Genomic DNA, 24,837 nt, shown 5'->3' with positions numbered 1-24,837 from the left:
GTGCGAAGCCCTGGCGTTTCGGCGCCTACCCATGCACCCAGACCCGCAACGGGCCGACCGCCTCGAAGCCCTGGCGCAGGGCCGCCTCCAGGTCTTCGCCCTGCTCGTAGCCGACCACGGGCAGCGCGGGGAACAGCCGGTGCGCCGCCTCCAGTACCACCGGCCAGGCCCGGTCGGCGCCGTCCTCCGACGCGAAGAGGTTGGAGACGCCGACCACGTGGTCGCTGCGGCTCGCCACCGCACCGACGGCCACCCTGCCCTCGGAGTTGGTCCCGGCGATCACGAACGTGGCCTGTTCGTCCAGCAGTTCGGCCCGGAAGAGTCCCTCCTCACCCCACGCCGACTCCCAGGCCCGCAGCGTCTTACGGTCGCGCACGACGTCCCAGGCGAGCTCCGGTGAGGTGGTCGGCGCGCCCGCCGGGCGGTGGATCCACTGGGCGTCGAAGAGCACCCGGAAGCCCGCCTCCGTCAGGTCGAGGTCGGCGAAGCTGTCCTTGACGCAGGCACCGGGCGCGGCGGTGTCGATCCGGCCCACCAGCGCGGCCGCGTCGGCACCGGGCACCAGCGTCACCGCGTCGGGGTAGTACGGCGGCGTACGGACCGGAGCGGCCCAGGCCTGCACACCGAACTCGCCCGCCACGCCGTGCGATCGGCTCATCGCCGCGCACCACTCGGCGTTGTTCCGCGCGGCGGCCCGGACCAGGGCCTGCTTCGCCGCGGCGGCACGGACCAGGGCCTGCCGCCTCGCCGTCGTCGCCGCCGTCTCCCTCGCCGTTCTGATCGCTGCCATGAGCGCGGATGGTGCCCGCCCGACCCGGCACCATCAAACGGTTTCCCGGCCGCCGGGAGCTGCCGCCGCCGTCACTGCAGCCCCGCGACCGCCCCGCGCAGCTCCTCGAAGGCCGCCCGGGTGTGGGTCGCCAGTTCGCCCGGGTCCTCGTCGTGGGCGGGGTCGGCCCAGCGGGTGTATCCGAGCTTGAACGCGAGCACGCCGAGTTCCGCGGCCACCCGGGCCGTGGGCTCCGCGACGCCGCGACGCCTCAGCGCGTCGGCGATCGCCGCGGCCATGCCGATGCTCTTCAGGGCCTCGCGATTGCGCAGCTCCTCGTTCGCGTCGATCGCCGCGCGCAGCAGCGGACCGAGGTCGCGGTTGAACGACGTCATCTCGCCCGACGCGCGTTCCAGACCGGCCGCGACGGCGGTCAGCGGCGACGCGTCCGGCGGAGCCTCGTCGATGCCCTCGGCCAGCAGGCGGCTCAGGGCTTCCTGCCCGGCCGTGAGGATCTCCCGCTTGTCCGCGAAGTGGCGGAAGAACGTGCTGCGGGTGAGCCCCGCCCGTTCGGCGATTTGGGCGACCGTCGTGTCGTCGTAGCCCTGCTCGGCGAACAGGCCGAGCGCCGCCACGACCAGGCGCTGTCGGGCATCGGGCTTCCATCTCGGCATGACCCCAGCCTAGACGATGCGACATGTGTCCCATCATGGTGTACGGTGATGGGACAACAGTCGCATCACTCCTTGGAGCTCGCCATGCGCGTCTTCATCACCGGCGGAACGGGCCTGATCGGCTCGGCCGTCGTCGCCGAACTGCTCACCGCGGGGCACGCGGTCACCGCCCTCGCCCGTTCCGACGCCTCCGCCGCGAAGGCCCGGGCCGCGGGCGCCGACGTCCTGCGCGGCGGCCTCGCCGACGTCGCGGTCCTGCGCACCGGCGCGGAACAGGCCGACGGCGTCATCCACCTCGCGTTCAGCAACGACTTCAGCTCGCCCGAGGCGCTCGCGCGCGGCATCGCGGAGGAGAGCGCGGCGCTGGCGACGCTCGGCGAGGTCCTCGTCGGCACGGACCGGCCGCTCGTCACCGTCTCGGGCACGCCCTGGATTCCGGGGCGCGCGTCGACCGAGGCCGACCCGCTGCCGACCGATGGCCCCGTCGCGGGCCGCAGCCGTTCCGTGACCCGCACCCTCGAACTCGCCGCGCAGGGCGTGCGCACCTCGGCCGTACGGTTGCCGCGCACGGTCCACAACGAGGGCAAGGGCGGGTTCGCCGGACTGCTCACCGACATCGCCCGTAGCACCGGCACCGCCGGCTACCCCGGCGACGGCACGCAGCGCTGGCCGGCCGTCCACGCGCTCGACGCCGCCGTGTTGTTCCGGCTGGCCCTGGAGAAGGCCCCGGCCGGAAGCGCGTGGCACGCCGTCTCCGACGAGGGCGACGCGGTACGCGACATCGTCACGGTCATCGGGCGGCGGCTCGGGCTGCCCGTCGAGTCGGTTCCGACGGAGAACTTCGGTGCCCTCGGCCCGGTCTTCGCCACCGACCAGCCCGCGTCCAGCGATCACACGCGCGCCACCCTCGACTGGAAACCGGTCCACCCGAGCCTGCTGGAGGACCTGGAGAAGATCCAGCCCTGAGAACGGGCGAGGGCGCCTCTCCGGGGGCGCCTTCGGGGGGCGGCGCCCTTCGGGGGGCCGCCCCCTCGCGTACCGCTTCGTGGTCAGCGGCGGGAGGGACGCGGGCGGTCGGCGCTCGCGGCGCGGGCAGCGGCGGCGCGGTCGGTCAGGGCGGGCACGAGAGCGCCGAGCATGACCACCGCGGTCAGCCCGAAGGCCCAGGGGTAGCCGGTCCGGGCCGCGAGCCGGCCGAACACCACCGCGCCGAGGCCCATGCCCGCGTCGTAGGCGACGTTCCACAGCGCGCTGACCGTGCCGTATCCGGCGGCGGGCACCCGCGCGTACATCAGCGTGAGCGTGGCGTTCTGGGCGACGCCGAAGCCGATGCCGAACAGGCCGACCCCGGCGATCACCGCCACCGGGTCGCGGGTCAGCGCCATGAGCGCGGTACCGGCGGCGGACAGCAGCAGCCCGGGCAGCACCAGGCCCGCGGAGCCGTGCCGGTCCCCGTGCCGCCCGGCGAGCCAGCGTGCCAGGGTGGCCGCCGCGGGCTGGACGAACAGCGCGGCGGCCACCAGGCTCGTGGCCGGGACGGGGACGGCGAGCGGCAGGAAGGTGACGACGATCCCGGCCACGAGCGCCGTGACCGCGAAGACCACGGCGGGACGCAGCAGTTCGGCCGTGCGCAGCGCCTCGGTGACGCCGATGGGCCGCCCGGAGGCGCGGATCCGGTCGGGCAGGCCGGGCACGGTGGGGATCGCGACGAGCGCGGCCACGGCTGCGGCGGTGAAGACGGTCCCGTAGCCCGCGTGCGCGGCCAGCCACACACCCAGCGGCAGCCCCAGCAGCGAGGGGACCCCGCTGACGATGCCGACCACGGCCAGCCCCTCGCCGCGTCGTCCGGCCGGGATGAGGGAGGCGGTCAACGCGCCGCCCGCGACGACGGTGAACGCGAAGCCGAGTCCGCGCAGCAGGCAGACCACGACGATCCACCCGAGATCGCGGGAGAACACGAGCGCCAGCGCGGGGGCGCCCATCAGGGCCAGGCCGGCGGCCAGCACGACGCGGTAGCCGCAACGGCGTACCAGGACGGGCGTGGCGAGTTCGCCCACCACCGTCGCCACCATCAGCGCCCCGGTGGCCAGTCCGGCCGCGCCCCCGCCCCTGCCTCCGCCTCCGCCCCGGCCGCCGGTCGAGGCGTAGAGCGGTACGACGGACAGCAGCAGGTAGAAGCTCGCGGAGGCACCCAGCATGGACACGAAGCGCAGCAGCAACGGCCGCGTCAGCAGAGGCGGTCGGGCGCTGGTCGTCGGAGGATTCGAGACAGGCGTTGCGGTCACGGATGGACGCTAAGAGCCCGACCGGATCGCCGATAAGCTCCAGTTCCATGCCCCAGGAGTGGTCCAGTTCCCCGCCCGAGCTGCTGCTCGCCATCGACCGCACCAGTGGCCGGCCGTTGCACGCGCAGGTGCAGCACGGGCTGAGGGACGCGATCCGCACCGGCCGCCTGCGGATCGGCGAACGCCTGCCGTCGTCACGGGAACTGGCCCGTACCCTCGGGGTCTCCCGCGGCCTGGTCCAGGAGTGCTACGCCCAGCTCCAGGCCGAGGGATACCTGACCACCCGCCCCGGCTCGGCCACGCGCGTGGCGACCGGCGCCGCCGCCCCGCCGGGCGTCCCCCAGCCGCGGACGACCACGCCGCGCCTGGTGGCCGACTTCCGCTGCGGCGTGCCGGACCTCGGCTCCTTCCCGGTGCAGGACTGGCTGTGGGCGCTGCGTGAGGCGGCCCGGTCCATGCCGACCGCGGAGTTCGACTACGGCGACCCCCGCGGCAGCGCGGCCCTGCGCGACGTGCTGGCCGGATATCTGCGCAGGGTCCGGGCCGCCGCGGCCGACCCGCGGCACATCGTCGTCTGCAACGGCTACGCCCAGGGCCTCGGCCTCGCCCTGCGCGCCCTCGCGGACGCGGGGGTGGACACCGTGGCCTTCGAGGACCCCGGCTCCCCCGCCACCGTCGTCGCCGCGGCCGCCACGGCGGGCGTACGCGCGGTGCCCGTGCCGGTGGACGGGCAGGGCGTCGACGTACGCGCGCTGGCCGCGACGGGCGCCCGCGCGGTCGTCGTCACCCCCGCGCACCAGTGGCCGACCGGGGTCGCCCTCGCCCCCGAACGCCGGCTGGCCCTCGTCGCGTGGGCCCGCGAACGGGACGCGGTCGTCATCGAGGACGACTACGACGCGGAGTTCCGGTACGACCGCGAGCCCGTCGGCGCGCTCCAGGGCCTGGCCGCCGACCGGGTGATCTCGATCGGCACCGTCAGCAAGTCCCTCGCCCCCGCCCTGCGCATCGGCTGGATCGTGTGCCCGCCCGACCTGGCCGAGGCGATCACCGAGCAGAAGCACCGCAGCGACCGCGGCACGCCCACCCTCGACCAACTCGCGCTGGCCAGGCTGATCGAGTCCGGACGCTTCGACCGCCACCTGCGCCGCATGCGCGCCACCTACGCCGCGCGCCGCACGGTCCTGCTCGCCGCGCTCACCGAACACGCGCCGCACGTGCCGGTGACCGGCCTCGCGGCCGGCTTCCACGCCGTCGCCCACTTGCCCGCCGACGCCGACGAGAACGCCATCCGCACCACCGCCCGCACCCGTTCCGTAGGCCTCTACGGCGTCACCCCGTACCGATCCGCCCCCGCTTCGGCCCCACCCCAACTGGTCCTGGGTTTCGGCAACGTGAGCGAACGAGCCGTTGCGCGGGGCGTCGCGGCAGTGGGAAGCCTGCTGGCGGGAGGGCGGTGAGCCGTCGGCCCGTGGCGGCTTCCGTGAGATTCCCGCCATGCCGTGGGATTCCCGTCACGCCGGACGGCCCGGCGCGTGGGTGCACGCCGGGCCGTTCAACGTCTCGAGGTCTCTGATCCACGTTGCGCCCCCAGGACTGCCCGGCATCCCTTGCGAGGCATCGCAAGCCCACGGCGCCCGGACGACGGGGACCCCTCACCTTCCTGGCAACGCGCACGAGACCGCTCTCCCCCTCCCCCGGTGCGGGAAGGCCCGCCGGAGCAGGGCCGGAGCGTGCCTGAACCCCGGCGGGCGGCGATGAACCGGCGGGTCCGCGACGGGGACGGCGCAGGAGGAGCGGGGTATTCGTTTGCCCGGGGCCGGACGGGCCTGCGACGCTCGGCCGCATGTTCTCGCGACGCAATCGCCGTACCCCCTCCGCCCAGCCCGCCGGGCCCGTCTTCGACAGCGCCGAAGTGGCCGAGGCCTGGGCGCGGTTGGACGCCGGGGACGTGCCGGGCGCACTGCGCACGCTGCGGGACTGCGCCGAGAGCGCTCCGCTCGGTGAGATCGCCCGGGTGACCGGGCGGGCCGCGCAGGCGGCGGGCTTCGACGACCTGCGCGAGGCGGCGGCCAAGGTCGTCGGGGACCCGCAGGACGGGCGCGCCCTCTATGACTTCGGCTACGCGTGCGTCGAGCGGGGCGTCGCCCACCTCGCGATCCCGGCGCTGCGCGAGGTCGTGCGGACCCACCCGGAGGCCGTCGGCCCGCGCCGCGAGCTCGTGTCCGCGTACGAGGACCAGGACCGGCACGGCGAGGCCGTGGACCTGCTGCTTCCGCACGAGGACGACCTGGACGACTGGCCGGACCGCTACCTGCTCGTCTTCGACGCGGTCACCTCCGGCCGACTCGACCTCGCGGAGCAGCAGTTCGCCAAGCTTGCCGCCCCGTCCGAGGAGATGTGGCAGCCGGTGCACGCGCGCCTGGCCCGGGTCATGGCCCGGGCCGCCGCGGTCCGCGCCACGGGCGCGGCACCGCTGGACCACGACGACCTGCGCGGCTGGCAGTACGTGCTGCGTGGTTCGCTGCTCGGCCACCTCTCGCCATACGGCTTCGACGCGGGGATGCGCGGCCGCTACGCCTACCTGCAGGACTCCTACGCCGCCTGCCGCGCGGGAATCGAGCGGCTGCGCCTGGCCCTGGAGGCGAGCGGGCAGCGGCCCACCACCGTCTCGCTGCTCCCCGACCGGGGCAGCCGGATCCTCGGCCTGGCCGCGGCCGAGCTGCTGGGCCTGCCCGCGGTGCCCTTCGAACCGGAGCGCGAGGCGACCCTCGTCGTGGCCTACGACCTGAAGGAGCTGCTGGAGCCGGAGGCACCCGACGCGGGCGTCGAGGCGCTGCGGGCGCTCACGGCCCGCGCCCCCGGCCAGGTCCTCCACGAGCACGCCAGTTGCTGGACGGACACCCCGCCGGTCACCGCCGACTCGGTGGGCCTGCTGGCGCAGGCGGTCACTCCGCCGTGGGGCGAGCAGCTCCAGGGCCGCCCCGACGGCTCCGGTGCGGACCGGCTTCCGGCCGACCCGCGCTCGGAGGCGGAGTTGGCGGCGGAGATCGTCGCGGCGAGTCCCGAGCCCGACCCCGGTGACGACACCACTCCGCCCGACCCGGACCCCGCGTTCACGACCTTCGCCACCGCGGCGGCCGCCACCTGGCTCCAGGGCCCCCGCGACCGCGTCCGAGCCATGGGCCCGGTACCGAGCTCCCGCTTCACCTGACCGCAGTCCGACGAGACCAGGGCGGCCACTCGTCGGGGTCGACACCTGCCAGCAGGTGGTCGGCATCCACCACCCACCAGGTCGTGCCCTGGATGCCACCGGCGGTACGACCCGTCGCAGCCGTGAAAAATGTGTTCGGCCAGGTCGGTGGGACCGGGACACCGGCGCCGCGTAGGTCATCGCCTGGAGATGAACGTACCGGAGTCGCCTTCTCCCGCGAGACGGTGAAGAGATACGTTGCCCCCCAGAGCTGCCCTGCGGCACCCGGGACTCCGGTTCTCACCGGAACGGTGGCATGTCGTGGGAACCGCCCTCCAGGAGTGCCGTCGGCGCGTCCTGACGCAACCGTTCCAGCAGGGTGAGCTCGCCGTTCAACTGCCTCTCGTAGTCGGCTACCCGGGCCATCACGGTGGCCAGCGCGTGTTGTGTGCCCAGCTCGGGAAGTGGTACCGGGAGACCGCTCAGAGCCGCGGCCGAGATCGTCCGCATCGTCGTGCTGCCCGTGGAGTGCGCGTCCAGCCACGCGCGTGCCTCCGCACTCCGCAGGTAGGCCGCCAGGTAGTCGGAGGCGAGACCGGCCGGCGGACGGAGCCCTGGTCCGCGAACTCGTCGACGAACCGCCGGCACCGCGACGCCGCCCCCAGGTCATCCCCCCTCCTACCGGCCTCCGTCGACAGCGAAGCCCTCGGACTCCGCTGGAACGACGCCGAGTTCAATGCCGGCGTCGTCCGAGGGCGTGGGCCCCGCTCCCGGACGGGGGACAGACACTGACAGCGCGGCCTGGCTACCGCTCCAGGAGGTGGTGCATCACGGATTCGGGAACGGCCGGGTTGGCGGCGGCGCGGTCCGCGGTCGCCGTGCTGTACAGGAGGCGGGCCAGAACGCGGGTGGGCAGGCGTGGGTCGGCTGCTGCCTGGTCCCTGACGCTCTGATAGGGGTCGTCGAGCAGTCGGATCACCGATGCGGTGGAGAGACGTCGGTCGCGCAGGGCCTGACAGCGAACGCCTGAGTCCGGATCCCGGCTGAACCGTTCCACCAATTCGGGGCCCGACTCGGGATCGAGGAGGGCGAGCATGCGGACAGCGGGGGCGGGATCGTCCGCGAAGCACGCAGTCCCCTGCCGGGGGAAGTTGGGGTGACTGACCATCTCCGCCGCGGAGTAGCCGTTCCAGCCGCGCACCATCTCCAGCAGTAGCTCAGCCGGGGCCTGAGCACAGTGCTCGGCCAGGAACAACCGGACGACCCAGTCATCGTCGTGCGCCAGCAGGTCGACCACATCGGCCGGCAGGTTCTTCGACCAGGCGGCACTCCGGCGGAGCATCACGTGCGAAGAGGTGGCGCAGCGGCGCATGGCCTCGGCGTCGTCCTCCCGTTCGCGGACCCACGGCAGCGGGCGGCAGCGGGCACGAGGATCAAACTCAATGGCTATGCGGGAGCGTTCCGCTTCCGTGAGGTCCGGTCGGACAGAGACCAGGTAGCGGATGTGGGGCTCGGGGTCCTGGCTGAGCAGAGCGACGAACACGGCGTCCAGGTTCGGGTTCCGCGCTACCGCGCCGCGCATTTTGATGTCGGGACTGCCTACCAGACCCTGGGCCAGCTCTCGGCTGAGTACGCAGGTGCAGGCGGCGCGTTCACGGTGCCGGTCGCTGGGAAGGACCGTGAAGTCGGCCGCTGAGAGCGGGAACGAGCGGTGCTGCTCCAGGACGGCTTCGGCCCGCACAACGGCCTCCGGGTCAACGAGGAGGGCGGTCCGGGCAGCGGGGGCCAGGTGAACCCACGCGCGTGCGACGGCCGCTTCGCGTACCCGGGGGTCCGGGTCGACAGCCAACTCGGTGAGATGCCGTACCGGCAGGTCGCGGTGGAGGGCCAGTTCGGCACGCACGCGCGGACTGGGGTCGGCGGCGAGCTGAGAGTATGTCGCGTCGGTAAGCGCCAACCGTTCGTCCACCGCGCAGGCGAGAAGGAGCCGTCGGTGGCCGGGGTCGGAGTCCTGGAAGAGTTCGGCGCGTTGCGCGGCGTTGAGCAGCCGTCGCTCTCCCAGCCCCTTGCGCACGCGCCATTCCGGGTGGGCGACCCAGGCATCGACGACTTCCTCGGGGAGCTCGCGGTAGATCAGCCAGAACGGCAGGCGCTCCTCGGGGGTGACGTCCAGGAGGCGAAGCAACACCGACGCGGGCGCGGCTCGGTTCCTGGCCAGCCCGTCGCGCCACGCTCTTCGCAACCCGGGCGAGGCGGTCTTGCACCGCAGGACGGTTCCCCAGCCGGTCTCACGCTCCTGCGGGCTCTCCGCCGCCTGGGCCCGCGCCGACGCTTCCAGCCAGTGCGGGAAAGGGTTGACGACGACGAACCAGACCGCGTACTCCTCGGTTGTGGAGCCGAGGACGCTCTCTCCCTCCAAGGACATGGCCACGAACTCCGGTTGGCCCGGCTTCGGACCGAGCAGCCCGGCCAGATCCCAGCGATCCGCCAGCCGCACCCTGGTCCAGTGACCGCGTGCGCAGCAGGAGCAGCCCTGGTTGGCAACGCTGATCAGGAACTCACCCTCGGCGTTGATCACGTCGTGCTCGACGGCGAGCCGGTGCCACTGGCGATTCAACTCCGCGACGAGCTCGGGGTGATCGTCCGGTACGGCCAGCACGGGGTCCGCGCCCCCGGCGATCACCGGCCGCCAGGCAGCCGCCGCGGGCCGCGCATCGGCGGCCCGCCCATGGCCGACCACCTCCAGGCCGGCGCGATGAAGCAGTTCCCGTAGTGCGTCCTTCTCGTCCCCCATGGAGGCCATCTTCCTCCGTCGACCGCGACCCCCGGCACCCTCGCCGCGACCCCGGGTGGCCCATCGTGCTGCTTCCCGCTCAATGCCCTCACTGATGCACGTGCGCGCGCTGTCCGTCGCGGTCGAAGACCATGAGCAACTCGGCCGGGCCGTCCAGGGCCGTGATCGCGTGCGGGACCATCGTCGCGAACTCCGCCGCCTCCCCCGCGTCGACGTCGATCCGCCGCTCGCCCAGCCACAGCCGCACGCGGCCCTCCAGCACGAGGAACCAGTCGTGACCCGGGTGCACCCGTTGACCGGGCGACGCGTCGGACGGCTCGAGGCGCATCTTCATCGCGACCGTGCGCCCGTCCGGACGGCTCAGCGGCCATGTCGTCCGCGTGCCGCTGCTGTGCGCGACCGGACGGATGACGACGTCGTCGTCGGTGGGCACCTCGAAGAGCACGTCGAGACTCACCTGGAGGGCGTTGGCCAGCGGCACCAGCACGTCGAGGCTCAGTGTGCGCTTGCCCGTCTCGACGCGGCTGATGGTCGACGGGCTGATGTTGGTGCGCTCGGCCAGCTCGTCGAGGGAGTACCCCAGGGTGGTGCGCATGCTGCGCAGACGCGACCGCGCCAGGGCCTCGATGTCGGCGACTCCGTTCATGTGTCCATGGTGGACACGTCTTGCGAATTGCGCAAGGCCCCTTGCCGATATCGCCCGGCGCAGTACCGTCGGATCCATGAGCGAGCACCCCGCACCCAGCCGACCTCCGGCCCCGTCCGAGCCCACCGGACACGTCGGCCACGCACACCAGCACCCCACCATGGAACGTCACTGCGACGTCGCCGTGATCGGCGGCTCGGCCGCCGGTCTTGCCGCCGCCCTGCAACTCTCCCGCCAGCGGCGCGGCGTCGTCGTGGTCGACGACGGCACCCCCCGCAACGCCCCGGCCGCGCACATGCACGGCTACCTGGGGCGCGAGGGGGCCGCGCCCGGCGAGCTGAGGGAGATCGGGCGCGCGGAGGTGCGCGCGTACGGCGGGGAGGTGCTCTCCGGCCGCGTCGTGGGGGTGCGTCGTCGCGACGACGGCCGGTTCCGGCTGGATCTCACCGGCGGGCACGTGCTGGTGGCCCGCCGCGTTCTCGCCGCGACCGGTCTGTCCGACGAGCTCCCCGCGATCGACGGCGTCGCGCGGGGATGGGGGCGCGGCGTCATCCACTGTCCGTTCTGCCACGGTTTCGAGGTACGCGCCCAACGCCTGGTGCAGATCGTCACGCACCCCCTGGGACTCCACCCCACCCCGCTGTTCCGGCACCTGACGGACCGGCTGACCGTCGTGCTGCACGACCCGACCGGCCTTGACGAGGAGGTCGTGGAAGCCCTGGCCGCCTCCGGCGTCATCGTCGAGCGCAGCGAGGTCGCCCGGGTCCTCCCCGGGCCGGACGGCGAGGTGTCCGGGGTCGAACTCGGCGACGGCCGCGTGCTGGAGGCCGACGCCGTCGTGGTCGGCTCGCGGTTCCGGGCACGCGCCGACGTGCTGGCCGGGGTCGGGCTCACCACCACCCCGCACCCGACCGGCGCCGGCGACGTCCTCGCGGTCGACCCGCGCGGCGAGACCGCCGTACCGGGGATCTACGCGGCCGGCAACGTCACCGACCCGAGCCTTCAGGTGCTGCCGTCGGCCGCCCAGGGCAGCCAGGTCGGCGCCATGATCGCCTTCAGCCTCGCCGAGGAGGACCTGCGCGCCGCCGTCCGGCACTCGGGCGAGGAAGCCGACTGGGACCAGCGCTACGGGGGCCCCGACCGAACGTGGAGCGGCAAGCCCAACGGCACGCTCGTCCACGAGGTCACCGCCCTGCCCCCGGGCCGGGCGCTCGACGTCGGAACCGGCGAGGGCGCCGACGCCCTCTGGCTGGCCGAGCGCGGCTGGAAGGTGACCGCGACCGACATCTCCGGCAACGCGCTCGCCCGGGTACGCACCGAGGCCGAACGCGCCGGGCTCGCTCTCGACCTCGTACGCGGCGACGCCAACGATCCCGAGCCCTTCGGCACCGCGACCTTCGACCTGGTCTCCCTGCAGTACGGCTCGTTCAAGCGCACGCCCGACCAACGCGGCCTGCGCAGCCTGCTCGCCGCGGTCGCCCCCGGCGGCACGCTCCTGATCGTGCACCACGACCTCACCCCGCTGCGCGACCCGGTGGACGTGGCGACCGAGACCCGGATGTACGACCCGGAGGCTTTCGTCGGCATCGCCGAGATCGCCGCCGCGCTCGACCCCGACACGTGGCATGTCGAAACCCACGAAACCCGCCCACGACCCGCCGGCGCGGCCAGCACCCACCACGTCAACGACGTCGTCCTGCGCGCGACTCGACGCACGGCCTGACCGCGCCACCGGATCCGTCAGCGCGCACCGACGTCTGAGCGAATCCGCGTCCCGGTTCACGACCTGGAACGCACCGACGGTCGGCCGGTGACGCCGTGTTCGTCCGACGAGTACGTGTCGATCGTGTCCACGGCCTCGAACTGAGGCCCACACGACGAAGGTCCCGATCGGCGAACCGGTCGGGACCTTCGTCTGCCCAGACGGGCAGGGTGCGGAGGATACGAGATTCGAACTCGTGAGGGGTTGCCCCCAACACGCTTTCCAAGCGTGCGCCCTAGGCCACTAGGCGAATCCTCCGCCGCACACATTACAAGACCGCGGGGGGTGGTTGCGAACTCGATCCCGGTGCCGGGGATCGGGTACGCTGGGCGCAGCCCCTCACGTGGCGCTATCTCGCTGAACTCCCCCAGGGCCGGAAGGCAGCAAGGGTAGGTGGGCTCTGGCGGGTACGTGGGGGGTCTTCGCATGCTCCGGGGACCTCGCGCGCCTCGTGGAGCGTTCTCGACGGGACCACCCCGCCGTCCGGCCACCCACCTCTGCCCGGATGGTGAGTGTGACGAAGGCGACAGAGAGCTCGAAGGGCTGCGGGCTCCGGGTTCCGGTTCCGGTTCCGGTTCCGGTTCCGGTTCCGGTTCCGAGGAAGGTTCCGGGAGACCTCGGCAGGGCTTCGGAGGATCTTGGCGCGCCCCCGCGCATGGCGCGGAGGTCCCTCAGGCGCGGGCCCCGGTCACCGCTTCCTCCGCCCACTCACCTCCCACAACCAGTCCCGCACCTGCCATTTCCAGCCATATCCGACGCCCCGGCCGAAGGCCTCCGCCACGGTGTCAAGGGCTCTACAGGCGCGTACGGGGGCTGAGAGGAGTGTCGAGGGGTCCCCCATCGTGGGCGGGGGCCTTCGGCTGGGCTGCGGCCGCACAGGCTTGGCCGGTAGGCTTTCCGTGTGATCTTCAAGCGCATCGGCAGCAGTCGGCCGTATCCCGACCACGGCCGTACGAGCACCCGCGAATGGGCGGACGTCGCACCGCGCCCGGTACGCCTCGACCAGCTGGTGACCACCAAGGGCCAGCTCGACCTGGAGACACTGCTGGCCGAGGACTCCACGTTCTACGGAGACCTGTTCGCCCACGTCGTGAAGTGGCAGGGCGACCTCTACCTGGAGGACGGCCTGCACCGGGCGGTCCGCGCCGCGCTCCAGCAGCGCCAGGTGCTGCACGCCCGCGTACTGGAGATGGACTGAGCCGCGCGGCGCCCGGCCCCGCCGTCCACCCGTCCGGCCCCGCCTCCTGCCCACCCGGCCTCCGCCGCCTACCCGCCCGGCCCCCCGCACGCCTGCCCCAACTGGGCCGACCGGCGTGTTCGTTGCCTCTTTCGGGTCGGGCGCTAGGCCATTCGTTGATCATCTAGTACGCCTTGGCCGGATACCGCACTACGCTGCGGCTATGAGCATGCTCACTCCCCCCGGCATGGGCGGGAAGTACCGCGTCACGGGCAAGCACTACCCGCGGATGCGGCGCCCCCGCGGTCATCGACGACTCGTGCTGTCCGTCGTCTCCGCCGTCGTGGTGCTCGGGCTGATCGGCTGGGGGACGGTGCAGCTCATCCACGTCTTCGGCGGCACCTCGCACGACGCCGCCCAGGACGGACACTGCTCCGCCAAGCGCGGTCACGACGTGAGCACGCGCGCGGGCGGCGCCCCGGCGGACGTCCCGCTGCCCAAACCGGCCACCATCACCGTCAACGTCTACAACGCGACACCGCGCACCGGTCTCGCCAAGTCGACCGCCGACGAGCTGAAGAAGCGTGGCTTCGTCATCGGCAAGGTCGGCAACGCCCCGGCGCAGTACAACCAGAAGGTGCCGGGCCCGGCCATACTGCTCGGCGGCCCGCAGGCGCAGTCGGCGCTCAAGGTGCTGGGCACGCAGCTGTCGGGCTCCAGCACGAAGACGGACCCCTCGCGCACGGGGGCGTCCAACGTCGATCTGATCATCGGTTCGGGCTTCGGCTCGCTGACCCCGCAGCAGAACGCCGGCGCCGCCCTGGCCGCGCTCAGCCACCCGGCCCCGGCGGCCTCCGCCTCCGGCAAGAAGGACTGCTGACCTCCCGGCACGGGCGCACGGCGCGCACTTCCCCCTGAACGCGCCCCTGAACGCGCCCCTGAACGCGGACGGGCCCGGTCACCACGATCACCGTGGCGGCCGGGCCCAGCCTTCGTTCGTTCGGGAAACCGCTAGCCCGCGGTCCCGTACATCCGGTCGCCCGCGTCGCCCAGGCCCGGGACGATGTAGCCGTTCTCGTTGAGCCGCTCGTCGACGGACGCGGTGACGACCGTGACCGGTGCCCCGGTCAGCTCGCGTTCCATCACCTCGACGCCCTCCGGCGCCGCCAGCAGGCAGATCGCGGTCACGTCGTCGGCGCCGCGCTCGATCAGGGTGTTGATCGCGGCCACCAGCGTGCCGCCGGTCGCCAGCATCGGGTCGAGCACGTAGACCTGCCGCCCGGACAGGTCCTCCGGCATGCGCGTGGCGTACGTGGACGCCTTCAGCGTGTCCTCGTCACGGACCATGCCCAGGAAGCCGACCTCGGCGGTCGGCAGTAGCCTGACCATGCCGTCCAGCATGCCGAGACCGGCCCGCAGGATCGGCACGACCAGCGGACGCGGGTGCGACAGGCGTACGCCGGTGGTGCGCTGCACCGGGGTCGTGATGTCGACCTGCTCGGTGCGCACGTCGCGGGTGGCCTCGTACGCGAGCAGGGTGACCAGCTCGTCGGCGAGCCGCCGGAAGGTGGGCGAGTCGGTGCGCTCGTCGCGCAGCGTCGTGAGTTTGTGCGCCACCAGCGGGTGGTCGACGACATGGATCCGCATGCCCCCGACATTAACGGAGGTTTCCCGGTCCCCGTCCCGAGCCCGTTCTCCGGTCCCGGCCCGCCCCCGCCACGCCACGGCCCTGCCCGGCCGCCCCGCATCATCCGCCGGCGCGGGGGAAGGAGTGAACGTACGCCGAACGTAACCGTGCGTAGAGGTGGTAGCCATGGCCGAGCGGCCAGCCCAGTCCGACGAGTCCTCGACCCAGTCCGCACGGGACGCCGAGCGCCGCCGCAGGCGCGCCCTCTTCCTGCGCGAGCTGAACGAGGCCAAGGAACTGCGGGAGCGGGTGCAGCCCCGGCGGGCCCGGGCCGCCCGGATGCGCGAGCAGATGCGGATGCGCACCTTCCGCTGGTAGGACGGGACTGCTTCCGCTGGTGACCGCGCCCGGCCCGTAGGCCCCCGGCCCACCCGCACGGCCGCCGACGGCCCACCCGCGGATCGCCGACGGCCCGCCCGCACGACCTCGTTCGGTGACCGGCCGAAGCCTCGCCACGCGCCGCGAGGGGTCGCTGCGACGGCGGTGATCGCGTGAGCCGGGCCGTCCGCTTCCCGGACCGTTCCGCCCGTCACCGTACGTAACGCTGTTGGCGGCACCGGTAGCACTCCTGGCGGTGCGCCAGCCCAAAAAACCCGAAAAAACGTGCACAGCCTGGCACGACGCAGTGCGGAAGAGCCGCCGCAGAGCTTAGGTTTCTGCCACGATGCCGAGTGGGCGGGGCGCATCCCCGTCCGTCCCGGAACACTAAGACCAGTGGGAGAGTCACGGTGTATTTCGCCGCACTGCTCGCGCGCACCGAGGACGGGTGGGAAGCGAGCGACACGGAGCTTGACGATGTGGAGACCCTCGCCGACCTGGCCGATCTGGCCCGCGAGGCGACGACCGACGAAGAGACGGTGCTCGTGCTGATCGAGCAGGAGGACGCGTGGTTCGGCGTCGTCCGGGTGGACGGCGAGGACGACCCCCGCATCTACGTGTCGGACGCTTCCGCCGCGGCCCGCAGCTCGTACGGGGAGATCCTGCTCACCGACGAACTGCTGGGGCGCGACCCCGACGACGAACTGGAGGACCTCGACGCCCTCGACCTGGACGGCACCGAGGACGGCGAGAGCGAGACCGGGGAGGACGACGCTCCGCAGGACATCGAGCCGATCCCCTCGGGTCCGGTCGGCGAGGCCACGCTGCTGACCGACTTCGGGGTGAGCGAGCAGGACCTGCGCTCGCTCAGCGGGGACGGTGTGCCCGGTGAGGCGCTCGGCGAGATCGCGGAGGCCCTCGGCTGCGGCGAACTGCTGGAGGCGGTCCGCTGAACCCTGACCCGTCCCGCCCCGACGACCGGCCGGCCGGCGACCCGCTGCGCGAGCCGTGGGTGCCGGCCATGCGGCACGCCCTGGACGAGGCGGCGCTCGCCCCTCGTACCGGGGACGTGCCGGTGGGCGCGGTCGTGCTGGCGCCCGACGGCACGGTGGTCGGGCGCGGCCACAACGAGCGCGAGGCGACCGGCGACCCGACCGCGCACGCCGAGATGCTGGCGATCCGCGAGGCGGCCCGCGCGGTCGGCGAGTGGCGGCTGACCGGCTGCACGCTCGTCGTCACGCTGGAGCCGTGCACGATGTGCGCGGGCGCGATCGTGCTGTCCCGGCTGGACCGGGTGGTCTACGGCGCCCGCGACGAGAAGGCGGGCGCGGCCGGCTCCCTGTGGGACGTCGTCCGCGACCGCCGCCTCAACCACCGCCCCGAGGTGATCGCGGGCGTCCTGGAACCAGAGTGCGCGCGCGAGCTGACCGCGTTCTTCCGCGGCCCGCGGGCGGTCTGAAGGGGCCTCGGGGCACCGGATCCGTATCGGATCCGTATCCGATTTCAGTGCGGGGCCCGACGTCCGCTAAGCTCTCTCCCGGTAGCGTGTCCGAGCGGCCTAAGGAGCACGCCTCGAAAGCGTGTGAGGGGGCAACTCCTCCGTGGGTTCAAATCCCACCGCTACCGCCATCGAACCGCCCGCGTCCTCAGGACGCGGGCGGTTTTGTCGTAGGGAAGCCCGCGCGGCGTGCACACCCCTTCGCGACGCAACGCCATCCCTTGGCTCGGACATCACCGTGGTTAGACTCACTCACCGCACTGGAGCGCGGGGGGCGGTCCGGAGTTCGAACACGGTCGGGGAGGCGGACGGGCATGGCTCAGGCGAGGAAGATCGTGATGTACATCGTCGTGGTCTTCGTCCTGTACACGATCATCACCTCCCCCGCACGGGCGGCGCAGCTGGTCCAGATAGGCTTCGAGGGCATATCCAGCGCCGCGAAAGGCATCGGGCAGTTCATGAGCCAGCTGGTGAAGTAGCCCGCCCCTGACGTCTCCCGGGAGCACGCGATGATCCGTCACCTCGTCCTGTTCAAGCTCAACGACGGCGTCTCGCGCGACGACGAGCGTGTCGTCGAGGGCGTACGGGCCTTCGAGGCGCTGAGCGGGCAGATCCCGGAGCTGGCCTCCTGGGAGTGCGCCTGGAACATCACCGACCGCCCGATCGCCTATGACTACGCCATCAACTGCACGGTGGCCGACCGCGACGCGCTGGTCCGCTACCTGGAGCACCCGGCCCACCAGGCGGGCGTCGCCCAGTGGCAGGGGTTCGCCACGTGGGTGATCGCGGACTACGAGATCTGACGCAGCCGGCCCGCGAACCGAGGCCCGAACAGCGGGCCTGCCCAGGACGGGGCCGTTGGCACGCGCCGCCCCCTCCCGCGTTCGCCCGCCAGGGTCATCACCCCGCCCGCACGCGCACGCCCCGCGTACGGGCCCGTCGCGCGCCTCACGTGCGCTTCGCGCCCGCCCCTCGCGGCCCGACGCGTTCCGTGCCGGTTCCGTTCTGGTCAACTGACCGTCAACACGGCGCTTTACGGTGCTTGCACACAGTGCACATGTCTTGTGATGCTATGACCGCTTTGACCGCTTTTGACGGATAGCCGATCCATCGGTGAGGGGTGGTGTATGTCGTTGACGGCCCGTTTCGCGCTCCCTTCCGCGCCCGCGCAGTCCTCCGCGCCCCCCACGCCCCCCTCCCCGTCCACGACGCCCCCGCCCGCGGACACGGACGCCGCGCCGGCCACGACCGCCACGACGGCGACGACGGCGACGGCCACGACCGCCGAGGACGCGCCCCACCCCCCCGCCGCGTCCGGTGGCTCCGCCCCGCCCAGGACCACCCCCTTCCCGCCGCGCGCCTCCGACTCGCCCGCCGACTCCGCGCGCCGCAGCCGGGCCGCCGACGCGCGGGCGCTGACGCAGGTGCTGTTCGAGGAGTTGTCGGGGCTGGAGCCGGGCACGCCGGAGCACGCCCGCGTACGCGCCGCGCTCATCGAGATCAACCTGCCGCTGGTGCGCTACGCGGCCGCCCGCTTCCGCAGCCGCAACGAGCCGATGGAAGACGTCGTGCAGGTCGGCACGATCGGGCTGATCAACGCCATCGACCGGTTCGATCCGCAGCGCGGGGTGCAGTTCCCGACCTTCGCGATGCCGACGGTCGTGGGCGAGATCAAACGTTACTTCAGGGACAACGTGCGCACCGTCCACGTCCCCCGCCGCCTGCACGAGCTGTGGGTCCAGGTCAGCGGGGCGATCGAGGACCTGACGGTGCTGCACGGCCGTTCGCCGACGACCGGCGAGATCGCCGAGCGCCTGAAGCTCACCGAGGAAGAGGTGCTCGCCTGCCTGGAGGCGGGACGGGCCTACCACGCGACCTCGCTGGAGGCCGCCCAGGAGGGCGACGGCGCGCCCGGGCTGCTGGACCGCCTCGGCTACGAGGACCCGGAGCTCGCGGGCGTGGAGCACCGCGAGCTGGTGCGCCACCTGCTCGTGCAACTGCCCGAACGCGAGCGCCGGATCCTCCTGTTGCGGTACTTCGGCAATCTGACGCAGTCGCAGATCAGTGCCGAACTCGGGGTGTCGCAGATGCACGTCTCCCGGTTGCTGTCGCGCAGCTTCGCACGCCTGAGATCCGCAAACCAGATCGAGGCGTAACCCACAGGAGCGACACCCGTTCACCATCTCCGGTGCAAATAAGTCGACTTGGCGCTACAGCGTGTTGCCGACATGTGACATTCTGCGGATACCGCGTTTGTGGCGGCCCGGCCTGACGGTATTCAGGTGAAGGAACGTCACGCGCGACCCGTCCGCGACCTCGAGGGGGTGGCATGTCCGTAGAAGTGGGCAGTCCGAAGGAGCTTCAGTTCGACGCGCCCGCCGACACCGGCAACGGTGTGGACACCGGCGTGGACACCGGCACCGGCAACAGCACCGACGGCGGTACCGGGACCGGCCTGGACGTCGGCAACGGCTTGGACGTCGGCACCGGCCTGGACGCCGGCGCCGGCCACGCGGTGGACACCGGTGCGGACACCGGCGAGGCCATCAACACGCGCACGCTGTCGCGTTCGCTGTTCCTGCGGCTCGCCGAGCTGCCGGACCACAGCCCCGAGCGCGGCTACGTCCGTGACACCCTCATCGAGCTCAACCTCCCCCTGGTGCGCTACGCGGCCGCCCGCTTCCGCAGCCGCAACGAGCCGATGGAGGACATCGTCCAGGTCGGCACGATCGGGCTGATCAAGGCGATCGACCGGTTCGACTGCAACCGCGGGGTGGAGTTCCCGACCTTCGCGATGCCCACGGTGGTCGGCGAGATCAAGCGCTTCTTCCGGGACACCTCCTGGTCGGTGCGGGTGCCGCGCAGGCTCCAGGAACTGCGGCTCGCGCTCACCAAGACCAGCGACGAGCTGTCGCAGCGCCTCGACCGTTCCCCCACCGTCTCCGAACTCGCCGCCGCCCTCGGGGTGTCGGAGGAGGACGTGGTGGACGGCCTCGCGGTGGGCAACGCGTACACCGCCAGTTCCCTGGACTCCCCGCCGCCGGAGGACGAGTCCCACGAGGGCTCGCTCGCGGACCGGCTGGGCTACGAGGACACCGCGCTGGAGGGCGTGGAGTACCGCGAGTCGCTCAAGCCGCTGCTGGCCCAACTCCCGCCCCGGGAGCGGCGGATCATCATGCTGCGGTTCTTCGCCAACATGACGCAGTCGCAGATCGGCGAGGAGGTCGGCATCTCGCAGATGCACGTCTCCCGGCTGCTCACGCGGACGCTGGCGCAACTGCGGGAGGGTTTGACCGCCGAGTAACGGGCGGAGAGGCAACGCGGACATCCGGCCGCCGGGCGCGCACCCCCACCGCCCCGGCGGCCGCGTCACGCGCGGCACCGGTCGGCCCGCATGACAACGGATATGCGGGCGGGCGGCGACAGTCGTCCGACGCGTCCGGAACGCGCGAGCTGTCACGGTCGGTGAGCCCGACGCGCATCACGCGCCCGCCTGAACTCCCCCGGCGCGCCCCGCGCACGCCCGAGCGGGCCAGGAGCCGTCCCGCCCCCGGCCTGGCCTTCCGCGCGGGCGCGTACGACCGCGCGCGACGGAACGAGCCGCCTTACGCGATCGCGTAGACGATCGCCGCGACGATCACGATGGCGGCGACGACCGCCACGATGAGGCCGGTGCGCGAGCCGCCGCGGTTCGACGAACCGTAGGTGGTCGCCGGAGCGCCGGCGGCGGGCCGCTGCCGCGCCGGAGCCGCACCCTCGTCCACGAAGGCGCGGAACATCTGCGTGCTGCCCGCCGGGTCGTGGTTCTGCTCGGGGGGAGTCTGGTAGTCAGCCATGAGGCAGGACCCTAGCGAAGAGCCCCCGAGGAATACCAGGCGCCCCGGGGGTGCTGGTCAAGGGCATGGTACGTATCGGCAGTTCGCAACTCGACGTCTTCCCGCTCTGCCTGGGCGGCAACGTGTTCGGCTGGACCGCTGACGAGCGGGAGTCGTTCGCGGTGCTCGACGCCTACGTGGCGGCGGGCGGCGACTTCATCGACACCGCGGACGTGTACTCGGCCTGGGTGCCGGGCAACTCCGGCGGCGAGTCGGAGGAGGTCATCGGCCGCTGGCTGGCCTCCCGGGGCAACCGTGACCGGCTGGTCATCGCCACCAAGGCCGGCCAGCATCCCGACTTCCCCGGGCTGTCCGCGACGAAGATCAAGGGAGCCGTCGAGCAGTCGCTGCGCCGCCTGCGCACCGACCACATCGACCTCTACTACACGCACCGCGACGACCCCTCGGTCCCGGTGGAGGAGTTCCTCGGGGCGCTGGACGCCCTGGTGAAGGAGGGCAAGGTCCGCGAGATCGCGGCGTCCAACATCAGCGCCGAGCGGCTGTCCGAGGCGCTGGCCGCCTCCGAACGCGAGGGGCTGGCCCGTTACGTCGCGCTCCAGCCGCACTACAACCTGGTGGAGCGCGGCGAGTACGAGGGCCCGTTGATGGAGGTGGCCGCGGAGCACGGCCTCGGCTGCCTGCCGTACTACGCGCTGGCCTCCGGCTTCCTGACCGGCAAGTACCGGCCCGGGGCCGCGTCGGACAGCTCCCGGGCCGGGAAGGCGGAGTCCTATCTGAAGGACGAGCGCAACCTGCGGGTGCTGGCGGCGCTGGACGAGGTGGCCGCGGCGCACGACGCCGAGGTCGCCACGGTGGCGCTGGCGTGGCTGGCCACCCGGCCCACGGTGGTGGCGCCGATCGCCAGCGCGCGCACGGTCGCGCAGCTGCCCGCGCTGACCGCTGTGGCGGACCTCACACTCACCCCCGAGCAGGTCGCCTCGCTGGACGCCGCGTCGGCCTGAGGCCGTGCGGCGGGGCCGCTTCCCTTCCCGCGCAAGGGAGTTGAGGCGGCCCCGCCCCGGCCCGCCCCGACCCCGCCTCCATCAACCCTTCACCCACTCCCCCCACCGATTCATTTGCCTGTTGCAACTAAGTGTGGTTAAGGTTGCTTAAGGCAACTACCACGGGGGTGCTGATGGCGACGCGGGAACAGTGCGCGGAGCTGGTGCAGCAACTCGGTGCGCTGGGAGCCGTCAGCCGCGGCGTCGGACGGGCCCTGCCCCCCGAGTGCCCGCAGGCGGCGGTCATCGTGCTGTCGCTGCTCGCCCGGTACGGCCAGATGCGCGCCAGCGACCTGGCCGACCGCCTGGACGTCGACATGTCGGTCACCAGCAGGCACGTCACGTACCTGGTCACCCGCGGCTGGATCGAACGGCACCCCGACCCACAGGACAGGAGATCGCGACTGCTGCGCCTCACCCCCCTCGGTGAAGCCGTCCTGCGCCAGGCGTCGGACCGCATCGCCGAGGTGTTCGCCGAGTTCCTCGGGGACTGGACGGACGAGGAGGTGGGGCGGCTGGCCGCGCTCATGGCACGACTGCGCGCGAGTTTCGACGGCGGCGGGCCACGAGCGGGTCTGCGCGGCCGCCCCCACGAAGGATGACGATGAGCACCACCACACCGACCGGTGTGCGCCGACACGCCCCCGCGCACGCCGCGCGCCCCGGGCAGCACGCCCCGGGGTCCCCGGGCCAGCACGCCCCGGGCTCCCCCGGCCACCACGCGCCGGGACCCGACGGGCAGCAGCCCGCGATGTCGCACCGGCAGATCATGGAGGCGCTGTCCGGGCTGATGCTCGGGCTGTTCGTGGCGATCCTGTCGTCCACGATCGTCTCCACCGCGCTGCCCACGATCCTCTCGGACATCGGCGGCGGCCAGGAGGCGTACACCTGGATCATCACCTCGGCGCTGCTCGCGGTCACCGCGACCACCCCGCTGTGGGGCAAGATGTCGGACCTGGTGAGCAAGAAGCTCCTGGTCCAGCTCGCCCTGGTGCTCTACGTCGTCGCCTCGGTCATCGCCGGTCTGTCGCAGAACACCGCCACCCTCATCACCGCCCGCGTGCTCCAGGGCATCGGCGCCGGCGGCCTGTCGGCGTTGTCGCAGGTCATCATGGCCGCGATGATCGCCCCGCGCGAGCGCGGCCGCTACAGCGGCTACCTGGGCGCAACCTTCGCGGTCGCCACGGTCGGCGGTCCGCTGGTGGGCGGCGTCATCACCGACACCAGCTGGCTGGGCTGGCGCTGGTGCTTCCTGGTGGTCGTGCCGTTCGCGCTGATCGCGCTGGTGGTGCTCCAGAAGACCATCCACCTGCCCGTCACCCGGCGGAAGGTGAAGGTCGACTGGGCCGGCGCGTTCCTCGTGACCGCCGCCGTGTGCCTGCTGATGGTGTGGGTGACGCTCGCCGGGGACAAGTACGACTGGATGTCCTGGCAGACCTGCGTGATGGTGCCCGGCTCGGTCGTGCTCGCGCTGCTCTTCCTGCTGGTGGAGTCGAAGGCCGCGGAACCCATCATCCCGATGCGGCTGTTCCGCAACGCGACCATCTCGTTGACCTCGCTGGCCAGCGTCTTCGTCGGCGTCGCGATGTTCGCCGGGACCTACTTCCTGTCCCAGTACTTCCAGCTGGGCCGCGACAAGTCCGCGGCGATGTCCGGTGTGATGACCATCCCGATGGTCGCCGGTCTGTTCGTCGCCTCCACCTTCTCCGGCCAGATCATCACCCGCACCGGGCGCTGGAAGGCGTTCCTGGTCGCCGGTGGCGTGATCCTCACCGGCGGCGCGGCGACGCTCGGGCTGATGCGGTACGACACCCCGTACTGGCAGGTCGCGGTCTACACCGCGCTGCTGGGCGTCGGCATCGGCCTGATGATGCAGAACCTCGTGCTCGCCGTGCAGAACCAGGTGGCGCCCAAGGACCTGGGCTCGGCCAGCTCCCTGGTGACGTTCTTCCGCACCCTCGGCGGCGCGATCGGCGTCGCCGCCCTGGGCGCGGCCCTGTCCAACCGCATCACGCACTACATGCGCGACGGCCTCGCGGCACTGGGCATCCCCCTGCCGTCCACCGGCGGCGGCGAGGCGAACCTGCCCGATCTCAAGACGCTGCCCGCGCCGGTCCGTACGATCACCGAGAGTTCCTACGGGCACGGCATCGCGGATGTCTTCCTGTACGCGGCGCCGTTCGCCTTCGTCGCGTTCCTGCTGGTCCTCTTCATCAAGGAGGTGCCGCTTCGGACGGCCAACGGACTCCAGCAGCACACCGGAACCCCGGCTCAGCCGGCCACCGCGTACAACCCGGCGGACCCCACCCCGCCGGCGCAGGAGGTTTGCATGAACGGCAGCACCATCAACGGCTCGGTCCGCGGCCCCGAGGGCGTGGGCGTCGGATCGGCGCACCTGACGCTGATCTCGCTCCAGGGACGGCAGTTGGGCCGCGCGCAGTCGGCGCCGGACGGCTCCTACTCGCTCCAGGTGCCGGAGCCGGGCACGTACGTGCTGATAGCGGCGGCGGACGGGCACCGTCCGCAGGCCTCGACCGTGGTGGCCGGTGACACGCCGCTGGGCTTCGACATCACGCTGTCCGGCAGCAGCGGCCTGGCCGGCGCGGTGCGCGCCGCGGCGGACGGGCAGCCGGTGGAGGGCGCGATGGTGGTCGTCACCGACGTGCGCGGCGAGGTGCTGGCGACCGGCAAGACCGGCGCGGCGGGCGACTTCGGCTTCGACGAGCTGCCCGCGGGCAGCTTCACGGTGGCGGTCAACGGCTCCGGGTACCGCCCGGTCGCCCAGCAGGTCGAGGTCGGCGCCCAGGGCGTCACCCGGATCGAGGTCCACCTCGCCTCCGGCTCCCGCCTCCAGGGCACGGTGCGCGCCGGTGCGGACCGGGTGCCGCTGCCGGACGCGCGGGTCACGCTGGTGGACGCGAGCGGCGACGTGGTCGCCACCGCCACCACCGGTGAGGACGGGCGCTACGCCTTCACCGACCTGGACGCCGGGGAGTACACCCTGATCGCGTCCGGGTACCCGCCGGCGGCCTCGCCGCTGCGGGTGGACGGCCGGGGCGCGGACGGGTTCGACCTGGCGCTCGGCCACCCGGAGGAGTGACCGCGGGGCGGCCGGGCCTCGTTGGGAGAGCCTGACCGCCGTGCACAGGGCCCGAGGGCCT

Annotated in this window: 24 protein-coding genes, 2 tRNA genes and 1 other RNA gene; 18 read left to right on the top strand and 9 right to left on the bottom strand. The window is 72.7% G+C overall.

Annotated elements, in window-relative coordinates; translation table 11 throughout:
- Positions 1-25: 25 nt before the first annotated feature.
- Together K7472_RS18740 and K7472_RS18735 are read right to left on the bottom strand one after the other, a co-directional pair.
- The gene (locus K7472_RS18740) at positions 26-658 is read right to left on the bottom strand and encodes a hypothetical protein (RefSeq protein ID WP_252395874.1); all 633 of its coding nucleotides are present in this window, start codon (positions 656-658) and stop codon (positions 26-28) included.
- Between the two features lie 203 nt (positions 659-861).
- Positions 862-1,443: a TetR/AcrR family transcriptional regulator gene (locus K7472_RS18735; protein WP_222979526.1), complete on the bottom strand. Its 582-nt coding sequence runs from the start codon at positions 1,441-1,443 to the stop codon at positions 862-864.
- Between the two features lie 84 nt (positions 1,444-1,527).
- On the opposite strand from K7472_RS18735, the gene K7472_RS18730 reads away from it, so the two are divergent.
- Positions 1,528-2,409, top strand: a complete 882-nt coding sequence (locus K7472_RS18730) for an SDR family oxidoreductase (RefSeq protein ID WP_222979524.1) — start codon at positions 1,528-1,530, stop codon at positions 2,407-2,409.
- A gap of 83 nt (positions 2,410-2,492) precedes the next feature.
- Here K7472_RS18730 and K7472_RS18725 read toward each other — a convergent pair whose 3' ends face one another.
- Positions 2,493-3,728 (bottom strand): MFS transporter, encoded by a 1,236-nt coding sequence (locus tag K7472_RS18725; protein ID WP_308013974.1) that lies wholly within the window; start codon positions 3,726-3,728, stop codon positions 2,493-2,495.
- A 47-nt stretch (positions 3,729-3,775) separates the two neighbouring features.
- On the opposite strand from K7472_RS18725, the gene pdxR reads away from it, so the two are divergent.
- Both pdxR and K7472_RS18715 read left to right on the top strand, forming a co-directional pair.
- Positions 3,776-5,185: a MocR-like pyridoxine biosynthesis transcription factor PdxR gene (gene pdxR, locus K7472_RS18720; RefSeq protein WP_222979522.1), complete on the top strand. Its 1,410-nt coding sequence runs from the start codon at positions 3,776-3,778 to the stop codon at positions 5,183-5,185.
- 386 nt (positions 5,186-5,571) lie between these two features.
- Positions 5,572-6,939, top strand: coding sequence for a tetratricopeptide repeat protein (locus K7472_RS18715; RefSeq protein WP_222979520.1), 1,368 nt, complete (start codon positions 5,572-5,574; stop codon positions 6,937-6,939).
- Positions 6,940-7,218: 279 nt separating this feature from the next.
- Here K7472_RS18715 and K7472_RS18710 read toward each other — a convergent pair whose 3' ends face one another.
- The 3 genes from K7472_RS18710 to K7472_RS18700 all read right to left on the bottom strand — a co-directional run bounded on the left by K7472_RS18710 (position 7,219) and on the right by K7472_RS18700 (position 10,358).
- Positions 7,219-7,428, bottom strand: a complete 210-nt coding sequence (locus K7472_RS18710) for a restriction endonuclease subunit S domain-containing protein (RefSeq protein ID WP_222979518.1) — start codon at positions 7,426-7,428, stop codon at positions 7,219-7,221.
- 295 nt (positions 7,429-7,723) lie between these two features.
- A complete protein-coding gene (locus tag K7472_RS18705) occupies positions 7,724-9,712 on the bottom strand; it encodes a PE-PGRS family protein (RefSeq protein ID WP_222979510.1) in 1,989 nt (662 codons plus the stop codon).
- A gap of 88 nt (positions 9,713-9,800) precedes the next feature.
- Positions 9,801-10,358, bottom strand: coding sequence for a helix-turn-helix domain-containing protein (locus tag K7472_RS18700; RefSeq protein WP_222979508.1), 558 nt, complete (start codon positions 10,356-10,358; stop codon positions 9,801-9,803).
- A 76-nt stretch (positions 10,359-10,434) separates the two neighbouring features.
- Between K7472_RS18700 and K7472_RS18695 the strand changes: the two genes are divergently transcribed.
- Entirely contained in the window at positions 10,435-12,081 is a 1,647-nt protein-coding gene (locus tag K7472_RS18695) for a bifunctional NAD(P)/FAD-dependent oxidoreductase/class I SAM-dependent methyltransferase (RefSeq protein WP_252395844.1), read from the top strand.
- A 212-nt stretch (positions 12,082-12,293) separates the two neighbouring features.
- Here K7472_RS18695 and K7472_RS18690 read toward each other — a convergent pair.
- Positions 12,294-12,378 (bottom strand) — tRNA-Ser (locus tag K7472_RS18690).
- Between the two features lie 72 nt (positions 12,379-12,450).
- Between K7472_RS18690 and ffs the strand changes: the two genes are divergently transcribed.
- The 3 genes from ffs (at position 12,451) to K7472_RS18675 (ending at position 14,177) form a co-directional block, all read left to right on the top strand.
- Positions 12,451-12,547, top strand: an RNA gene (gene ffs / locus K7472_RS18685) — signal recognition particle sRNA small type.
- Positions 12,548-13,021: 474 nt separating this feature from the next.
- A complete protein-coding gene (locus tag K7472_RS18680; RefSeq protein WP_109454617.1) occupies positions 13,022-13,318 on the top strand; it encodes a type II toxin-antitoxin system VapB family antitoxin in 297 nt (98 codons plus the stop codon).
- Between the two features lie 202 nt (positions 13,319-13,520).
- Positions 13,521-14,177, top strand: a complete 657-nt coding sequence (locus K7472_RS18675) for a LytR C-terminal domain-containing protein (protein WP_222979506.1) — start codon at positions 13,521-13,523, stop codon at positions 14,175-14,177.
- 131 nt (positions 14,178-14,308) lie between these two features.
- Here the strand turns inward: K7472_RS18675 and upp are convergent, their stop codons facing one another.
- Positions 14,309-14,944 (bottom strand): uracil phosphoribosyltransferase, encoded by a 636-nt coding sequence (upp, locus tag K7472_RS18670; RefSeq protein WP_222979504.1) that lies wholly within the window; start codon positions 14,942-14,944, stop codon positions 14,309-14,311.
- 166 nt (positions 14,945-15,110) lie between these two features.
- Here upp and K7472_RS18665 point away from each other — a divergent pair, with 166 nt between their 5' ends.
- The 8 genes from K7472_RS18665 to K7472_RS18630 all read left to right on the top strand — a co-directional run bounded on the left by K7472_RS18665 (position 15,111) and on the right by K7472_RS18630 (position 20,104).
- The gene (locus K7472_RS18665) at positions 15,111-15,302 is read left to right on the top strand and encodes a hypothetical protein (RefSeq protein ID WP_222979502.1); all 192 of its coding nucleotides are present in this window, start codon (positions 15,111-15,113) and stop codon (positions 15,300-15,302) included.
- Between the two features lie 410 nt (positions 15,303-15,712).
- On the top strand, positions 15,713-16,255 hold the full coding sequence (locus tag K7472_RS18660) for a tRNA adenosine deaminase-associated protein (RefSeq protein ID WP_222979500.1): 543 nt from the start codon (positions 15,713-15,715) through the stop codon (positions 16,253-16,255).
- A complete protein-coding gene (tadA, locus tag K7472_RS18655) occupies positions 16,252-16,761 on the top strand; it encodes a tRNA adenosine(34) deaminase TadA (protein ID WP_252395872.1) in 510 nt (169 codons plus the stop codon). The genes K7472_RS18660 and tadA overlap by 4 nt, the downstream gene beginning before the upstream one ends.
- Positions 16,762-16,841: 80 nt before the next feature.
- Positions 16,842-16,931 (top strand) — tRNA-Ser (locus K7472_RS18650).
- 183 nt (positions 16,932-17,114) lie between these two features.
- Positions 17,115-17,279, top strand: coding sequence for a hypothetical protein (locus K7472_RS18645; RefSeq protein ID WP_222979496.1), 165 nt, complete (start codon positions 17,115-17,117; stop codon positions 17,277-17,279).
- A 30-nt stretch (positions 17,280-17,309) separates the two neighbouring features.
- Positions 17,310-17,603: a Dabb family protein gene (locus tag K7472_RS18640; RefSeq protein ID WP_222979495.1), complete on the top strand. Its 294-nt coding sequence runs from the start codon at positions 17,310-17,312 to the stop codon at positions 17,601-17,603.
- Positions 17,604-17,927: 324 nt separating this feature from the next.
- Positions 17,928-18,956, top strand: a complete 1,029-nt coding sequence (locus K7472_RS18635) for an RNA polymerase sigma factor SigF (RefSeq protein WP_222979494.1) — start codon at positions 17,928-17,930, stop codon at positions 18,954-18,956.
- A gap of 173 nt (positions 18,957-19,129) precedes the next feature.
- Positions 19,130-20,104 carry an RNA polymerase sigma factor SigF gene (locus K7472_RS18630; protein WP_222979493.1) on the top strand — a complete coding sequence of 325 codons (975 nt, stop codon included), beginning with the start codon at positions 19,130-19,132 and terminating at the stop codon, positions 20,102-20,104.
- Between the two features lie 301 nt (positions 20,105-20,405).
- On the opposite strand, the gene K7472_RS18625 is transcribed toward K7472_RS18630, so the two are convergent.
- Positions 20,406-20,636 (bottom strand): hypothetical protein, encoded by a 231-nt coding sequence (locus K7472_RS18625; protein WP_222979492.1) that lies wholly within the window; start codon positions 20,634-20,636, stop codon positions 20,406-20,408.
- A 65-nt stretch (positions 20,637-20,701) separates the two neighbouring features.
- Here K7472_RS18625 and K7472_RS18620 point away from each other — a divergent pair, with 65 nt between their 5' ends.
- The 3 genes from K7472_RS18620 to K7472_RS18610 all read left to right on the top strand — a co-directional run bounded on the left by K7472_RS18620 (position 20,702) and on the right by K7472_RS18610 (position 24,776).
- The gene (locus tag K7472_RS18620; RefSeq protein WP_222979491.1) at positions 20,702-21,637 is read left to right on the top strand and encodes an aldo/keto reductase; all 936 of its coding nucleotides are present in this window, start codon (positions 20,702-20,704) and stop codon (positions 21,635-21,637) included.
- Between the two features lie 173 nt (positions 21,638-21,810).
- Positions 21,811-22,278, top strand: coding sequence for a MarR family winged helix-turn-helix transcriptional regulator (locus K7472_RS18615; protein WP_222979486.1), 468 nt, complete (start codon positions 21,811-21,813; stop codon positions 22,276-22,278).
- Between the two features lie 149 nt (positions 22,279-22,427).
- A complete protein-coding gene (locus K7472_RS18610; RefSeq protein ID WP_252395871.1) occupies positions 22,428-24,776 on the top strand; it encodes an MFS transporter in 2,349 nt (782 codons plus the stop codon).
- Positions 24,777-24,837 lie beyond the last annotated feature (61 nt).

The sequence above is a fragment of the Streptantibioticus parmotrematis genome (genome assembly GCF_019890615.1).
Taxonomy (GTDB): domain Bacteria; phylum Actinomycetota; class Actinomycetes; order Streptomycetales; family Streptomycetaceae; genus Streptantibioticus_D; species Streptantibioticus_D parmotrematis.
Note: the sequence above shows the minus strand (reverse complement) of the source record. Positions and strands in the feature narration are given on the sequence as shown.

What these genes read in the sequence shown, in the direction of transcription:
- pdxR (WP_222979522.1), top strand. Translation starts at nt 3,776, where the DNA reads ATGCCCCAGGAGTGGTCCAGTTCCCCGCCCGAGCTGCTGCTCGCCATC.
- K7472_RS18730 (WP_222979524.1), top strand. Translation starts at nt 1,528, where the DNA reads ATGCGCGTCTTCATCACCGGCGGAACGGGCCTGATCGGCTCGGCCGTC.
- K7472_RS18630 (WP_222979493.1), top strand. Translation starts at nt 19,130, where the DNA reads ATGTCCGTAGAAGTGGGCAGTCCGAAGGAGCTTCAGTTCGACGCGCCC.
- upp (WP_222979504.1), bottom strand. Translation starts at nt 14,944, where the DNA reads ATGCGGATCCATGTCGTCGACCACCCGCTGGTGGCGCACAAACTCACG.
- K7472_RS18665 (WP_222979502.1), top strand. Translation starts at nt 15,111, where the DNA reads ATGGCCGAGCGGCCAGCCCAGTCCGACGAGTCCTCGACCCAGTCCGCA.
- K7472_RS18625 (WP_222979492.1), bottom strand. Translation starts at nt 20,636, where the DNA reads ATGGCTGACTACCAGACTCCCCCCGAGCAGAACCACGACCCGGCGGGC.
- K7472_RS18610 (WP_252395871.1), top strand. Translation starts at nt 22,428, where the DNA reads ATGTCGCACCGGCAGATCATGGAGGCGCTGTCCGGGCTGATGCTCGGG.
- K7472_RS18620 (WP_222979491.1), top strand. Translation starts at nt 20,702, where the DNA reads ATGGTACGTATCGGCAGTTCGCAACTCGACGTCTTCCCGCTCTGCCTG.
- K7472_RS18695 (WP_252395844.1), top strand. Translation starts at nt 10,435, where the DNA reads ATGAGCGAGCACCCCGCACCCAGCCGACCTCCGGCCCCGTCCGAGCCC.
- K7472_RS18640 (WP_222979495.1), top strand. Translation starts at nt 17,310, where the DNA reads ATGATCCGTCACCTCGTCCTGTTCAAGCTCAACGACGGCGTCTCGCGC.
- K7472_RS18705 (WP_222979510.1), bottom strand. Translation starts at nt 9,712, where the DNA reads ATGGGGGACGAGAAGGACGCACTACGGGAACTGCTTCATCGCGCCGGC.
- K7472_RS18735 (WP_222979526.1), bottom strand. Translation starts at nt 1,443, where the DNA reads ATGCCGAGATGGAAGCCCGATGCCCGACAGCGCCTGGTCGTGGCGGCG.
- K7472_RS18615 (WP_222979486.1), top strand. Translation starts at nt 21,811, where the DNA reads ATGGCGACGCGGGAACAGTGCGCGGAGCTGGTGCAGCAACTCGGTGCG.
- K7472_RS18715 (WP_222979520.1), top strand. Translation starts at nt 5,572, where the DNA reads ATGTTCTCGCGACGCAATCGCCGTACCCCCTCCGCCCAGCCCGCCGGG.
- K7472_RS18675 (WP_222979506.1), top strand. Translation starts at nt 13,521, where the DNA reads ATGAGCATGCTCACTCCCCCCGGCATGGGCGGGAAGTACCGCGTCACG.
- K7472_RS18645 (WP_222979496.1), top strand. Translation starts at nt 17,115, where the DNA reads ATGGCTCAGGCGAGGAAGATCGTGATGTACATCGTCGTGGTCTTCGTC.
- K7472_RS18635 (WP_222979494.1), top strand. Translation starts at nt 17,928, where the DNA reads ATGTCGTTGACGGCCCGTTTCGCGCTCCCTTCCGCGCCCGCGCAGTCC.
- K7472_RS18700 (WP_222979508.1), bottom strand. Translation starts at nt 10,358, where the DNA reads ATGAACGGAGTCGCCGACATCGAGGCCCTGGCGCGGTCGCGTCTGCGC.
- K7472_RS18710 (WP_222979518.1), bottom strand. Translation starts at nt 7,428, where the DNA reads ATGCGGACGATCTCGGCCGCGGCTCTGAGCGGTCTCCCGGTACCACTT.
- K7472_RS18740 (WP_252395874.1), bottom strand. Translation starts at nt 658, where the DNA reads ATGAGCCGATCGCACGGCGTGGCGGGCGAGTTCGGTGTGCAGGCCTGG.